Annotated in this window: 9 protein-coding genes; 2 read left to right on the top strand and 7 right to left on the bottom strand. The window is 70.3% G+C overall.

Going from position 1 to position 13,509, the window contains the following annotated elements; all coding sequences use genetic code 11:
* Window positions 1-154 precede the first annotated feature (154 nt).
* The 4 genes from ACIA5D_RS37745 to ACIA5D_RS37730 all read right to left on the bottom strand — a co-directional run bounded on the left by ACIA5D_RS37745 (window position 155) and on the right by ACIA5D_RS37730 (window position 5,510).
* Window positions 155-1,555 carry a hypothetical protein gene (locus ACIA5D_RS37745; protein WP_396035273.1) on the bottom strand — a complete coding sequence of 467 codons (1,401 nt, stop codon included), beginning with the start codon at window positions 1,553-1,555 and terminating at the stop codon, window positions 155-157.
* Entirely contained in the window at window positions 1,545-2,585 is a 1,041-nt protein-coding gene (locus ACIA5D_RS37740; RefSeq protein ID WP_396035272.1) for a TerB family tellurite resistance protein, read from the bottom strand. The genes ACIA5D_RS37745 and ACIA5D_RS37740 overlap by 11 nt, the downstream gene beginning before the upstream one ends.
* Before the next feature lie 348 nt (window positions 2,586-2,933).
* Complete coding sequence (locus tag ACIA5D_RS37735) at window positions 2,934-3,386, bottom strand: hypothetical protein (RefSeq protein WP_396035271.1); 453 nt, start codon at window positions 3,384-3,386, stop codon at window positions 2,934-2,936.
* Between the two features lie 387 nt (window positions 3,387-3,773).
* Window positions 3,774-5,510, bottom strand: coding sequence for a serine hydrolase (locus ACIA5D_RS37730; RefSeq protein ID WP_396035270.1), 1,737 nt, complete (start codon window positions 5,508-5,510; stop codon window positions 3,774-3,776).
* Window positions 5,511-5,619: 109 nt separating this feature from the next.
* On the opposite strand from ACIA5D_RS37730, the gene ACIA5D_RS37725 reads away from it, so the two are divergent.
* Both ACIA5D_RS37725 and ACIA5D_RS37720 read left to right on the top strand, forming a co-directional pair.
* Window positions 5,620-6,846, top strand: coding sequence for a sensor histidine kinase (locus ACIA5D_RS37725; RefSeq protein ID WP_396035269.1), 1,227 nt, complete (start codon window positions 5,620-5,622; stop codon window positions 6,844-6,846).
* Complete coding sequence (locus ACIA5D_RS37720; protein WP_396035268.1) at window positions 6,843-7,538, top strand: response regulator; 696 nt, start codon at window positions 6,843-6,845, stop codon at window positions 7,536-7,538. Before ACIA5D_RS37725 ends, ACIA5D_RS37720 begins: the two co-directional genes overlap by 4 nt.
* Before the next feature lie 97 nt (window positions 7,539-7,635).
* Here the strand turns inward: ACIA5D_RS37720 and ACIA5D_RS37715 are convergent, their stop codons facing one another.
* From ACIA5D_RS37715 to ACIA5D_RS37705, 3 genes are all read right to left on the bottom strand, one after another.
* Window positions 7,636-8,697: an NTP transferase domain-containing protein gene (locus ACIA5D_RS37715; protein WP_396035357.1), complete on the bottom strand. Its 1,062-nt coding sequence runs from the start codon at window positions 8,695-8,697 to the stop codon at window positions 7,636-7,638.
* 112 nt (window positions 8,698-8,809) lie between these two features.
* A complete protein-coding gene (locus ACIA5D_RS37710) occupies window positions 8,810-10,654 on the bottom strand; it encodes a ricin-type beta-trefoil lectin domain protein (RefSeq protein ID WP_396035267.1) in 1,845 nt (614 codons plus the stop codon).
* A 76-nt stretch (window positions 10,655-10,730) separates the two neighbouring features.
* Window positions 10,731-13,499, bottom strand: a complete 2,769-nt coding sequence (locus ACIA5D_RS37705; RefSeq protein WP_396035266.1) for an AAA family ATPase — start codon at window positions 13,497-13,499, stop codon at window positions 10,731-10,733.
* Between the last annotated feature and the right edge of the window lie 10 nt (window positions 13,500-13,509).

Raw genomic sequence — 13,509 nt, 5'->3', positions numbered from 1 at the left:
ACGGTCGCACCACAACCGCACCGCGGCAGATCATTGCACTGGATCTTGGAAGGGCCTGAGCATTTGTCGCGGCTAACATGCGCAGCTGATCAACGCTTGCTGGGATCAGGAGAGCATCGGCGAAGATGGCGGCGGTTCGTTCTTGCGGATCCCTTTACTCCTGCCCATGAGTATTGAGGAGAAATTCCCATTCTCTCTCGAGGGCTAGATTGATTCTATGGTCGCGGGCGATGGCTTCTTGGAACCATGCGACGGTGGCGGGCGCCATGGCGAGAATCTGGTTGTAGTTGAGGGCGGCCGGGTTCATCCCAAACAGCAGACCGGTCTTGAGAAGTGTGCCGGAGGTGGCGATGGTGTGCCCGAGCAGCAGCATGGAGGTGAGTTTGGCGTGTTCCAGCTTCCGTTGCGCTACGGTGCCGTCGGTGGCATAGCTCTTGAGAAGCCAGTACCCGCGGATGATCGCGGATACGACGCCAGGAGTGATGCCCATTGTGAAAAAGTGGCGCAGGTCGTAGCCGTTCGTATACATGTGGCGAGCGACGTCGGTCCAGGGCACTTTGACACCGGAAGGGCCTAATGCGAACGGGGAATCAACCTGGCCGAGCTGAAGCAAGCTGAACAACGGGGGCTGCAGTCCGGCGGGAGTGTAGACGTCCGAGAGCAGATGGCGCACCTGGGTGATGAGAGCGTTGATCAGGTCGATCGAGGTGGCCTCGGTTGCGACCTGGACCAGTTGCCCTGCCTTATCGATGTAGGTGCCGGTACCGTGCATGAGATCTGCCACGCCGACGAGGAAACCCAGGGCCGGATCGTGGCCGAGGCTCTGGAGCCGATGGGTAGCCGGCCGCATACCGCTGACCAGACCCCTGGTGGCCTTCGTGGTGGAAGCGTCATACGGCACCTTGGCCAGCTTCTCGAACCTCTTGAAGAATTGGTCGTGGATGTCTTGGGCACGGTCATTGTCCTGGAGCCACTTGGTGAGAGGCGATCCCGCGTATTTCTCGCCCAGGAAGGTGGAATCCTGGGGGATGCGGACGAGGACGACATCGAGGAGGGTCGCGAGGACTCCAGCGACCAGGACGACCGTCCAGTCGGTCTTGTCCCAGCTGACGTCGCCATGTTCCTCGGCGTAACTGCGCAGGCTGCGAGCTATCTGGCCGGAGGGAAGAACCTGCTGGAGCGGGTCCCGGGCCAGATCGATACCCAGCAGATCCAACCGGGCTTCGGCAAGCCTGACGAGCTGATCGAAGTCGCCATGAGTCGAGACGATGGGCACGGCGTAACTGGGATAGCGTGGTGTCTCGATACTCACGGTGGTCGCTGCGCTCGACTGGGAATCTTGGGCCGGTACGAGGACGCCCATTGCTTGGAGACGGGCGCGTACCGCGTCCAACCCGGATTCCACCGAGTCGAGGGTGTCGCTGACGCGAAGTTCGCGTTCGAGGACGTCCGTGAGGTCGAATTCCACCTGGTCGAACAGGCCCCTCAGTTCGGTCAGCGTGACGGCCTGGTAAGCAACCACGGCGGCAGCAGCCGAAAGCTGGTCACCCGACACGGAGTGGCTCCCGCCGTTCGAAGGCCTCCTGACTGGTCTGCAGATTCACCAGGGCCAGCTGAAAGGCGTCCAACTCAGCCCTGAGCGTGGCGAGTCGCTCTTCGTTCCTCGTGGTCTGGCTGAGGCAGGCCTCCATCCGGTGAGCGAGCCCCGCGATGTCGTCGGTGAGTTCGGCCATGGCTTGCTGATGATGCTTGATGACTTGCTGAATCAGATGCTCGCGTCGCTTCTCGCGTTCACGCTCGTTGGTGGCCAGCATGTAACGCGCGCCCTGATGGACCGCGACCCCAAGAATCACCACCGTGCCGATCCCGGTGACCATCGCGCTCAGGCCCAACAGGCCGCCGAATCCCAGGGCCGCCAGACCCGAGGTGATCCCCGCCCCGCCGAGACCGGAGACGCTGCCAGCAAGACTGACCGCGGCGACCGGGGCACCGAACGCAGCCGCCTTGGCAGCGATGTCCTTGGTGGCGCTCTCCAGCTGGCTGGTCGTGATCTTGCCGGAAGCAAAGCTCTCTTCGGTAATCACAAGCCGTTCGGTTGCCTTCACGACCTTGTCGGCCGACTCGGGGAACACGAGTCCTGCAACCAGCACGATTCGCTCACGCTCGACGTCCGCAGCGTGCCTGTCAGCACGCGAAATTCGCACCAAATCGCGTACCAGCACCGTAAACACCGGCGCGCGCTGATCTTCCGCGAGCAGGTCGTGCAACTCTCGGGACAGCTTCACCGTGACGTCGGGAACTCCTGCATCGCGTTGCGCCTCAGTGATTTCACTGCGCAACTCCGATCGCGCGTCGCCGTCGAGACCAATCGTCGATGCGAACAAGTACAGATTCGCGATCTCGCGAGGATCGAGAAGGGCATCGACCAGCGCCAAGCTCACCAACACCCGGCAATAAAGCAACTTCGCATCGACGCTGAGCGCGGACAAGTCAGCGGAGGAATCTCGAGTGCGGGTCGACCGCGCCGACAGGCTGTCCTTGACGTCTACGACCTTCGCCTTCACCTGCTCGGTGGACTGCTTCACTCTCTCCTGGGCATCGCCGGCAGCATCAGCGACACGCTGCCTCGCGGCGCCCGCGCTGTCGGCGACCCTCCGTCCAGCAGCGCCGGCAACGCCCCTCAGCCGTCCAAGCCCAACTTCACGAGGGTTCATCGCCATCCCTTCACGTCCTTGGCGAAAGGCTATCGGCAGCCACCGACAAGACGACATCCTCCCAGCGGCCCGGCTTCTACCGCTGCGTCACTGGCCGGTGCGCACCCTGGCCCATGTCCTCATCCGAGAGATTGCGATGTCCTGCGGCCTGACTTCGTCGGCTACGGCGACCGGCTACGCGATGTAACGCGCCTGAACCACCCTCCCGGCGTCGGGTATCTACAGCGCGATCTGCCGGTACCTGAGGATCTCGTCGACGACCGCCTCCGGCGAGGCGTCGTCCCTCATATGAGACGGCGGGTGATAGATGACGGCGGCCGGGGCCGGGTGCGCAACATTGACATCCAGCAGCCGCAGATAGTAGCCGTGTTCGTCGCCCGTCAGCGCTCGCCGGACGATCTCGATCAGTTCCTCGTGGGTGATGTCGGGGACCCTTGGCCACGCAGGCCAGGCCGCCGACCGGGCGAATTCTTCCGTCGACATTGACGAGTGGTAGCTGAGGATGTCGTAGAGCTCGTAGTCGTTACCGGTGTCTGCATTGAGGGCAGCGACTGCCCCATCGGTCGGCTCGCCGCGCCCGTGCAGGTCCTCGATCTGTTCGATCGCGGTGCAGAGCGCGGCCAGCCGATCGGGCCTAACGTCCGGCTCGCACAGTGCGGGTCTCAGCTCCACGCGATCATTCTCATCGGAGGAGTACGGCAGTGGTCAAGGGGCCGACGATCCACGATCCACTGCCCCGGCATCTGGCGGTGCAGGTCGATGGTTGGTGGCGTTCGCGGGCTGCGTGCTGGATACGGAGCTCGACGTGGCCGGGCCCCTGCGGCCACCGCAGCTTGGGGGCAGCAGGGCATCGCCAAATGATCTCGCCTCCGGGATGGGAGGTGATCTACCCTCTCCTCGCGCGCCGGGCAAAGGCACATGGGAAGGGTGCGTCATGTTCAGTCATGTTGCCGATGATGCGGCTTCTCGTCCGCGGAGGCATGAGCCGGTTCGAGTCCGGTAGCCCGCGCGCTTCACCCGATCGCTGGGCCTGCGCGCCACCCACAGCCGGACGGTGGGTCAGCCGCAGAAGGCCTCGTTCAGGAACGCGTCGACGGCGTCGCCGGGGTCGCCGCGGAAGTCGGGCGTGAGTGCCACGGTGGCCTGGCGACGGCGGTCCTGGGTGGAGTAGGACCAGGCCTGGTAGGCCACCGCGTCGCCGTCGTTGCCGTAGACGCGGACTCCGCACGAGGTGTCGCGCCACCAGGCCAGGCCAAGTCCGTACCGTGCGCCGTCCACGCCCGGGGTGGCCATGGCGGCCAGCAGGCGGCCCGGCAGGAGGTGTCCGCCGAGCAGCGCGGCGAAGAACCGGTCGAGGTCCCTGGTCGTGGAGATCATCTCGCCGGCGGCGCCCATCACCGACGGGTTCATCGCCGTGAGGTCGACGAGGTGTGTCCCGCCGGCCCGCAGCACCGGCACGTAGCCGTGCGGGTGTGGCCCGGGGATCCGCGTCGAGGTGCCTGGCACCGAGGTGCCGGTCAGCCCGAGCGGCCGGATGATCCGGCGATCGATCTCCATGCCGTACGGGTGGCCGGTCGCCTTCTCGATGATCTCGCCGAGCAGGAGGTAGCCGGTGCTCGAGTACGCGAAGGCCGAGCCGGGCGGTTCGAACGTCGCCGGGTTGGCCACCGCGCGGGCGACGAGCTCGTCCGGGCTCCAGGTCCGCCACCGGTTCGCCGTGAACTCCGGTGCCGGCGGCATTCGCAGCGTGCGCTGGTAGTCGTACAGCCCGCTGGTGTGCCCGAGCAGTTGCCGCAGGGTGATGCGGCGGCCGTCCGGCACCGCCCCGGGCAGCCACGCCTCCAGCGGGTCGTCCAGCCGCAGCCGGCCCTCGCCGACGAGTTGCAGGGCGACGGTGGCGACGAACGTCTTCGTGATGCTGCCGGCCCGGAACCGGCCGTCGACCGGGACCGGCCGCGTCGTGCCCAGCTCGGCGACACCGCTGGTGCCCCGCCAGACGCCGTGCTCGTCACGTACCTCGGCGAGGGCGCCCACCGCGCCGGCGGTCACGATGCCGTCCAGCCGGCTCTGCAGCTCGGCACGGTCCGGCTTGTGCGGCGTGGCGGCGGCAGCGGCAGCGGCCGGCATCGCGAGCACCGCCAGTGCCGCGGTCGCGCTCGCCAGCGCCCGGCGTGCGCGGCCGCGCCGGGCGGGGCGCCGGTGCTCTCGTCGGCCTCGGCCACGAAATGCGGCCCGGATCAGCTCGACGAGGCCGCCGCAGGCAAACGTGAGGCCGAGGCCGACGGCCAGGCCGAGCAGCGGGTTCTCGGCGAACGCCGTGCCGCCCACGTAGCCGAGCCCGGCGATGTAAGCGGACCAGGCCAGTGCCGCGATCGCCGACGCCGGGCTGAACCGGGACAGCGGCAGCCGGGCCGTGCCGCAGGCCGCGTTCATCGTCACCCGGCCACCCGGCAGGAAGCGGGAGGTCACGATCAGCAGGCCGGCGCGGCGGTCGAGGTGCCGGCCCGCCGCGGCGACGGCCCGGCCCAGGCGCGCCGAGCGGTTGATCAGCCGGGGGCCGAAGACGCTGCGGCCGATGCCGTACGCCAGGTGGTCGCCGGCGAAGACACCGAGGGCGGTGGCGAGGACGAGCAGCACCAGGTTGGGTGTGCCGGTGTGGGCGAAGACGCCGGCCGTCAGCACCGCCGCCTCGGACGGGATCATCGGGAGCACGCCGTCGAGGCTGCTCGTGCCGGTCAGCAGTGGGTAGAGCAGCGGCGAGGTCATCAGCGGGTCGAGCAGAGTCAGAAGATCCATGCCAGGAGCGTGGGCGAACGGTTTCGCCCGGGGCGTCCCTCCCTGGTAGGGGGCCGGATACCTCCGCGGTTGGATGCCGGTCGACGGCAGATCTCGCTAATGTCGCCGCGTGACAGCGCGCTCGGAATCGGACCGGAAGCACGGCCGCCGTCGGCTGGTGCTGTCGCGGCTGCCGTTGTGGCTGGGCACCGGCCTGCCCGCGCTCGCGCTGGCATTCTTCAACACGGCGGTGGCCGCCTCGGAGCTCGACGTGCCGCCGGCGGCCGCACTGCTGGCGGGAGTAGGGCAGAGCACCGCGCTGGTGCTGATCCTGATCCGTCCGCGGGCGGCGACCGTGGTGCAGCTGCTGGCCGTCACCGTCTTCGCGCTCGCCATCCCGCCCGGCTCCGCCTCGACCTGGCCGCTGACGGTGCTGGGCATGATCGCGCTGGTCGCGCACATCGGCCTGGTCGCCGCCCGCGCCAACCCGCGGACGGCCGAGGCGACATGGGCGGCGAGCGTCCTGCTGCTCGCTGTCGTGGTGCTGTTCGATCCGCGTGGCCGGACCGTCGCCGACGCGCTGCCGATCATGACCGCCTACCTGTTGCTCTCGGCGCTCGTGCTCGGCGTCGTGCTGGCGGTCCGCCGCTGGCGGGCGATCGGCCGTGAGCTCGTCGAGGCGCGACGCGACGTCGAGGTCGAGCAGGGCCGGCGGACGGTTGCCGAGGAGCGCACCCGGATCGCCCGCGAGCTGCACGACGTCGTCGCGCACAGCATGTCGGTGATCCACATGCAGGCCAGCTCGGCGTCGTACCGGATCAAGGACTTGGACCCGGAGGCGAAGGCCGAGTTCGGGCAGATCGCCGCGGCCGCCCGGTCGACGCTGCGGGAGATGCGGCAGCTGCTGGCGGTGCTGCGGGACGAGAGCGCAGAGGCCGAGCTGGCGCCGGTGCCCGGCCTCGGCCGCCTGGCGGAGCTGGTCGAGTCGGCCGGACGCGCGGGGGTGCCGGTCGAGCTGCGCGAGGCCGAGGCCGCCCGCGCCGCGGTGCTCCCGGACGGGGTCGCGCTGGCGGCGTACCGGATCGCCCAGGAATCGCTGAGCAACGTGATCCGGCATGCGCCCGGCGCCCGTACGACCATAGGTCTTGATCTTGATGGTTCTGACCTTGTGCTGTCGGTCGTGAACGATGCGGCGGCGGCACCGGCCCGGCCGATGGAGGCGCCCGGCCGGGCCGGCCACGGACTGGCGGGGATGCGCGAGCGGGTCCGGCTGGCCGGGGGATCATTGGAGACCGGCGCCCGCGACGAGGGCGGCTACCGGGTCGTGGCGCGACTGCCGATCGGAGGCCAGGCATGATCCGCGCAATGATCGTGGACGACCAGCCGATGATCCGGGTGGGGATCCGCGCGATCCTGGACTCGCAGGACGACATCACCGTCGTCGGCGAGGCCGAGAACGGGCAGGCCGGCGTCGAGCGGTGCCGCAGCCTGCGCCCCGACGTCGTGCTGATGGACGTGCGTATGCCGGTGCTCGACGGGCTCGCGGCGACGAGGGCGCTGCTCGGTCCGGACCGCGCCGAGGCACACGCGCCGCGGGTGCTGATGCTGACGACGTTCGACCTCGACGACTACATCTACGCCGCGTTGCAGGCCGGGGCCAGCGGATTCCTGCTCAAGGACAGCGAGCCCGACGACCTTCTCCGGGCCGTGCGGGTGGTCGCCGCCGGCGAGGCACTGCTCGCGCCGAGCATCACTCGCCGGCTCATCGAGAACTTCGTCGAAGCGCGACCGCGGGAGTCCACCGGCGTCGCCGCCCTCAACGGTCTCACCGACCGGGAGCGGGAAGTACTGCGCTTGATGACGCTCGGCATGTCGAACACCGAGATCGCCGCGTCGCTGTTCATCGCCGAGCAGACCACCAAGACCCACGTGAGCCGGATCCTGCAGAAGCTGGGCCTGCGCGACCGCGTGCAGGCCGTGGTGTTCGGGTACGAGACCGGCCTGGTCAAGCCCGGCAGCGGCGGGCCGGCCGGGGCCAACTCGCGCTGAGATCGAGCACGCCAGCACACGAGCTCTGCGAGGTGTCCCGCGAACTGCGCCATCTGGTGGCAACGTTCCGCCTCTGACGCCTCCGGGACGGCCTCCGCTAGCGGTTGAGAACTGCGAGGTGAAGCCCCTTTCCTACGGCGACGGTCGTGGCGGTGAAGTCAGCATCGTCCGCGATCAGCCGCAGGAAAGGGGCCACCTCATCCGGGTGGGAGAGCACGTTGTCGATCGCCAGAACGCCACCCGGGCGCAGGACCCGCTTGGGGTGCGGCCACCAGCCGGGATACTCGGGGCGGTCGGCGTCGAGGAACAGCAGGTCGACACTGCGATCGGGGCGGGCGGCCAGGAAGTCGCCGCCGTCGGCCGTCTCGAAAATAATCTTGCGCAATAGGCCGGCACGGGCGGCGTTGGCGCGGGCGTCGACGGGCGGGGCTACGTCGACTGTGGTCACGGTGCCGCCGGTGGCGTCGGCCAGCCACAACGTGGAGTAGCCGTTCGAGGTGCCGATCTCGACGATGTCCTTCGCGCCGCCGATCCGGAGGACCATCGTCAGGAGCTCGGCGGCGTCCGGCTCCAGGTTGCGACGGCGGTCGCGGCGGTCGGATTGACCGGCGTCGAAGGCCTTGCCCTCGGCATAGAGATCGTCCAGCAGCGCGCGCAGGGGCACATCGAGGTCGAAATCGTCGGCCACATCGTCGACTGGCACCACCCGCAACTCCGAAGCATGCGCGCGCAGGTAGTCGCGGGCGCCCTTGTCGCCGCTCGCCGTCTCGATCACGCCGGCCCAGTGATCGCGCCCGAGCAGCACGGGATGGCCACGCCGCGTGCCGTACCCGCCCATCACCAGAGCGTCACTCGACGCGAGGGCAGTCACTCTGCGCACCGCCGATGCGGTCACGTGTGGCATGTCGACCAGCAGCACCACGACCGCCGACGCCGTAGTTTCCGCCAGCGCCTGCAGCCCCACGCATAGGGAGGATCCGAGGCCACTCGGCCAATCCGGATTGATCACCGTCGTCGGCAGCCCGGTCGCCACGTCGCTCACCCGCGGGGCTTCCGCCCCCAAAACCACCACGCTGAGCGCGACACCGGCTTCGCGAAGGGTCTCGGCCGCGCGTTCCACGAGCAACTTCCCGTCGTACGCCACGAGCGCCTTGGGCATTCCGTAACGGCGCCCGCCCCCGGCCGCCAGCACGAGCCCAGCGATCTCCAGCTGCATCCGCCGAGCCTAACCCCGGCTCCGGCATGTCACGGCCGGCGCCGGGGTCGTGCGGTCAGGCCGGCAGGGTCCACTTCTGGTTGGCGGCGGCGAAGCAGTCCCAGATCTGCAGGCGGGTGCCGTCGGCCGAGCTCGGGCCGGTGGCGTCCAGGCACTTGCCGAGCGAGCGCAGCGTGCCGTCGGCGTTCGGCGCCCACTGCTGGGCGGCGGTGCCGTTGCAGTCGTACAGCTGGACCTTGGTGCCGTTGGCCGAGCTGGCCCCGGCCACATCGAGGCACTTGCCGAGGGCGCGGACGGTGCCGTCGGCGCCGACCGTCCAGGTCTGCGCGGTGCTGCCGTTGCAGGTGTAGAGCTGCACCGCGGTGCCGTTCGCCGAGTTGGCCCCGGCCACGTCGACGCACTTGCCGCCGTACCCGGTGATCCGGCCGGAGCGAGACGGCCCGGCGCCGGCGTCGCCCGCCCCGGCCCAGACGTAGGTCCCGGTGGTCTTGGCCGGCAGGGTGGCGGTGAACTGGCGCGCGCCGGCCCGCAGGGTGAAGGTCTGGTTGGCCGAGGTCTGGTTGACCACGATGGTGACCAGCGAGTTGTCGGGGTTGGCGAAGGCGACGTTGGTGACCGTGCCGGTCGAGCCGTAACCGGTGGCCACCCGCTTGGCGCCGGCCTTAACGAACTTCGAGAACTGGGCGACCATGTTGTAGTCGGGCAGCTTCCAGAAGGTGTCGCGGTTGCTGGTGCTCTGCACCAGCATGGTCGGGTCGGGCGAGCCCGACCAGCGTTCCGGCGAGCGGCTCTGGTCGAGTATGGAGACCCAGCCCTCGTAGAGGGTGGCCTGGTTGCGGAAGTACTGCACGATCCGGTCGGCGCCCGCGGTGCCCCACACCGAGCGCTCGGTCATCAGCACGTCCTTCTCCGGGTACGCCGCCTTGACCGTCGCCATCGCCGAGGGGTCGCCGGCGTAGTCGTGGAACGCGATTCCGTCGACCGACGAGCGTGCGTCGGCGGTGAGCACGCCCGCCGCGTACGAGACACCCTCGGAGAAGTTGTGGTCGAACGCCCAGATCTTGGTGGTCGGCAGTTCGGCGCGGACCGCCTTGGCAAGCTGGCGCTCCTGGTCGGCCGAGACCAGCATGCCGGGGTAGTCGGCCGGCGAGAACAGCGGCTCGTTCTGCAGGGTCAGGGCGTAGATCGGGATGCCCTGCGCGGCGTACGCCCGCACGGCCTTGCCGTAGTACGCGGCCAGGTTGGGGATGTACTGGCTGAGCAGGCTGCCGCCGATGATGTTGTTGCTGGTCTTCATCCACGGCGGCGCGCTCCAGGCGCTCGCGAAGATCTTCAGGCTCGGGTTGATCGCGAGGGCCTGTTGCAGCGTCGAGATGATGTGGTAGTCGATGTCGCGCTGGATCGAGAAGCGCGCCAGCGTCGGGTCGGCCGCGCCGTCGTCGTACGTGTAGAAGTCGTGCGACGTGAAATCGCTGGTGCCCAGGGTGATCCGGACGACGTTGAAGCCGGCCCCGTTGACCGGGTCGACCAGCGCGCGCAGCGCGGCGTCCCGGCCGGCCGCGCTCATCCGGGAGAGGTTGTAGATAGTGGACTCCTCGAGCGAGGAGCCGACGCCGAGCACGGTCTGGAACTGCTGGGTCGTGTCGACGGTGACGGTCGCGGAGCCGCCGGCGGCCGCGGTGGCCAGATCGGCCTGGCGGCTGAGCTGGTAGGGCGTGCCGGCCAGGCCGGTGGCGGGGTTGGTGTACCAGTTGCCGTTCTTGGGTTCGTAGCCGGCGGTGCGTGACTCGGAGCTGAGGTAGACCTGCACGGTGGTGGCGGCGGCCGCGTGGGCCGCAGCGCTCAGACCGGCGGAGGCGAGGACGGCGGCGAGCACGGCCGCGACTCTGGTACGGGACATCGGTGGCGGCCCCTCGGAGTAATATCAGGACGTGAAGTAACGATCCTTGCGTCCCCGATAGAGGCCAGTCAATGGCCTACGGTTCCGGAACGCCGGCCTTCATGAGGTTCGCCAGCTCCGTCCTCGACCGGACCGAGAGCTTCCGGTAGATCCGGGTCAGGTTGGCCTCCACCGTCTTGACCGACATGAACAGCTCGGCGGCGGTCTCCTGATTGGACTGTCCCGCCCCCACCAGCTCGGCGACCCGGCGCTCGGTCTCGGTGAGCCCGCTCGTCGTGGGACGCAGCCCCACCCGGCCGGCCTCGAGCCGGGCACGTTCCGCCCAGCGGGGAACGCCCAGCTGGTCGAAGGCCGCCGCCGCCGCGTTCAGCGTCTCGCCCGCCAGGCCCTTGTAGCCGGCGCGGCGGTAGACCTGGCCGAGGGCCAGCCGCGACCGGGCCGCCTCGAACGGGCACTCGGCTCCGGCCCGGCCGGCGATCGCGCGGAGCTCGGTCAGGGCCTCGTCCACGTCGCCGCGCGCGGCCTTGCGCAACGCCTCGCAGCGGTCCGCGGCGACCGCCGCCTCGGGCCGGCCGGCCGACGCCTGACGGCGCAGGACGGCGATGGCCGTGTCGACCTCCTGCATCGCGCCGGTCTTGAGCGCGGCGTCGGCGTAGTCGACGGCCCACAACAGGGCCTCCATGTCGACCATCCTGGTGCTCGCGAAGATGCCGGCGAGCTCGCGCAGCGGCTCCAGCGCCGCCTGCCAGTCCCGGGCCGAGGTCTCGACGAAGCCGAGCTGGGCCAGGAAACCGCCGCGCCAGTACGTCGACTCCCGGATGCGCGGCGCCGCGACCGCGCGCCGGGCCCATTCGCGAGCGACGTCGAGGTTGCCGGAATACCCGTCGACCAGGACGCGGGCCATGGCCTCCTGCGAGGTGTAGGCGGCCGACCAGTCGCGGCTGGATGCCGTCCACGCGCCCGTGCGGGCCGCCTCGTCGAGGGCCGCCCGGGCCTCTTCCACCTTCGACGACCGGATGAGGATGAGAACCAGGGCGACGTAGAGGAGCGACAGCTCGCCGTACCGGCCGGCGTCGACGGCCCACGCGATGCCGTCGCGCACCTGTCGTTCGGCGCTGTCGTCGTCCCAGGCCGCGTAGAAACCGCGGATGAACGCCAGCCACGACGCCGACAGGGGCGGGGTCGCGCGCTCGGCCAGCGCCTCGACATCGCGCAGCGACTGCTCGGGATCGCCGGCTCCCCAATGCCGCTCGATCGCCAGCCGCTCGCTCAGGGCGGACAGCTGAATCTCCCAGCGCTCGAGCGAGGCCGCCTCCGCGACCGCCGCCCGGGCCAGCTCCAGGCCCCGCGTTCCGTCACCCTGGAGCCGGCAGAGCGCCGCCAGCACGCTCATGATCTCGGCGTGGGCCTCGCTCCCGGCCGGCGCCAGCAGCAGGGCCTGCTCGGCGAGCGAGCGGGCGGTGGTCACGTCCTCGGCGAGGCGCACCCGCCGCGTCAGCACCTGGGTCTGCTGCTCCGGAAGCGTGGCCAGCGCCGACCCCTTGTCGAGGGCGGACCGGGCCGCCATCTCGTCGCCGGCGTCGCCGTAGACGTCCACGGCGCGCAGCCAGCGGTCAAGTCCGCCGTCCGGAGTGGCCAGGGCAGCCCCCTCCAGCAGCTCGCCGGCCAGTCGCTGGGCGCCGCGGCCCCGGGAGATCTCGGCGGCCCGCTCCAGCTCGGCCGCGACCGCCTCGTCGGGGGCGGTGACCGTCCGGGAACGGTGCCGGGCCCGCTCCACCGGGTCGTCGAGCGCCTCGGCGAGCGCACGGTGCGCCCGGCGACGCTCGCCCGCCGTGGCGGCGTCGTAGACGGCCGACGCCATCAGCGGGTGGGAGAAGACGATCGTCGATCCGGCGCCGACGCTCGCCACGTCCTCGTCGGCCGCGTCCTCGAGCGCTTCCCGCAGCCGCGCCTCGTCGACGATTCCCCGCGCCTGCGCCACCGTGAGCCGGCCGGCCGCGGACGCCAGCAGCAGGACCTCGCGGGCGCCCCGCGGGAGCCGCTCCACCCGCTCGCGCAGCAGGTCGGCCAGGCTCGGCGGCACGGGAACGACACTTCCGCGCCGGCGCGACGGGTCAGCCTCCATCGCCCGCGCGATCTCCAGCGCCAGCAGCGCGTTGCCGCCGCTGGCCCGGGCCACGCCGGCGCTCATCGGCGGAGTCCACCGCGGGCCCAGCCGGTCGCGCAGGACCTGCCCGACCGCGTCGTCCGCCAGCGGCGGCAGCACGAACTCCCGCCGCGGCTCGGCCAGGGACCGGATCAGATCGGTTCCCGTGTACGGATCAGGTCGCGTCGCGACCAGGACGCTCAGCCGCCCCGGCTCGACGGCGATGCCGCGCAGCGCGAAGCCGAGGCTGCCGACGCTCGCCTGGTCGAGCCACTGGAGGTCGTCGACGAGCAGCGCGATCGGCTCGGTCTCGCACAGCCGGGTCAGCAATCCCCGCACGGCCAGCGGCACCGCCAGCGCGTCGACCTCGCTCCCGGTCGGCTCGGCGCGGTGGAGGGCGACCGCCAGCGCCCGCCGCTGCGGGCCCGGAAGCTCGGCGTCGGCACCCTCGGGGCACTGGCCGACCAGCTCGGCCAGCCCCGCGAACGGCAATCCCTGCTCGAACTGGGTCGGCGTCACCGACAGCACCCGCCGCCCCCGGGCCTGGGCGAGCCGCACCGCGACCCTCATCAGGCTGCTCTTGCCGGAGCCGGGATCGCCGGTGGCGACCGCGCTCCCGCCGGAGTCGATCAGGTCGGTCATGACGTGCAAGGCGTCCTCGCGGCCGAAGAGCCCCAGCTCAGCTGCAAGGTCACTCACGCGGCCCATC

The organism is Actinoplanes sp. NPDC051513 (genome assembly GCF_044454685.1).
In the GTDB taxonomy this organism is placed as follows: Bacteria; Actinomycetota; Actinomycetes; order Mycobacteriales; family Micromonosporaceae; genus Actinoplanes.
This window is presented reverse-complemented; position numbering and strand designations above follow the sequence as displayed.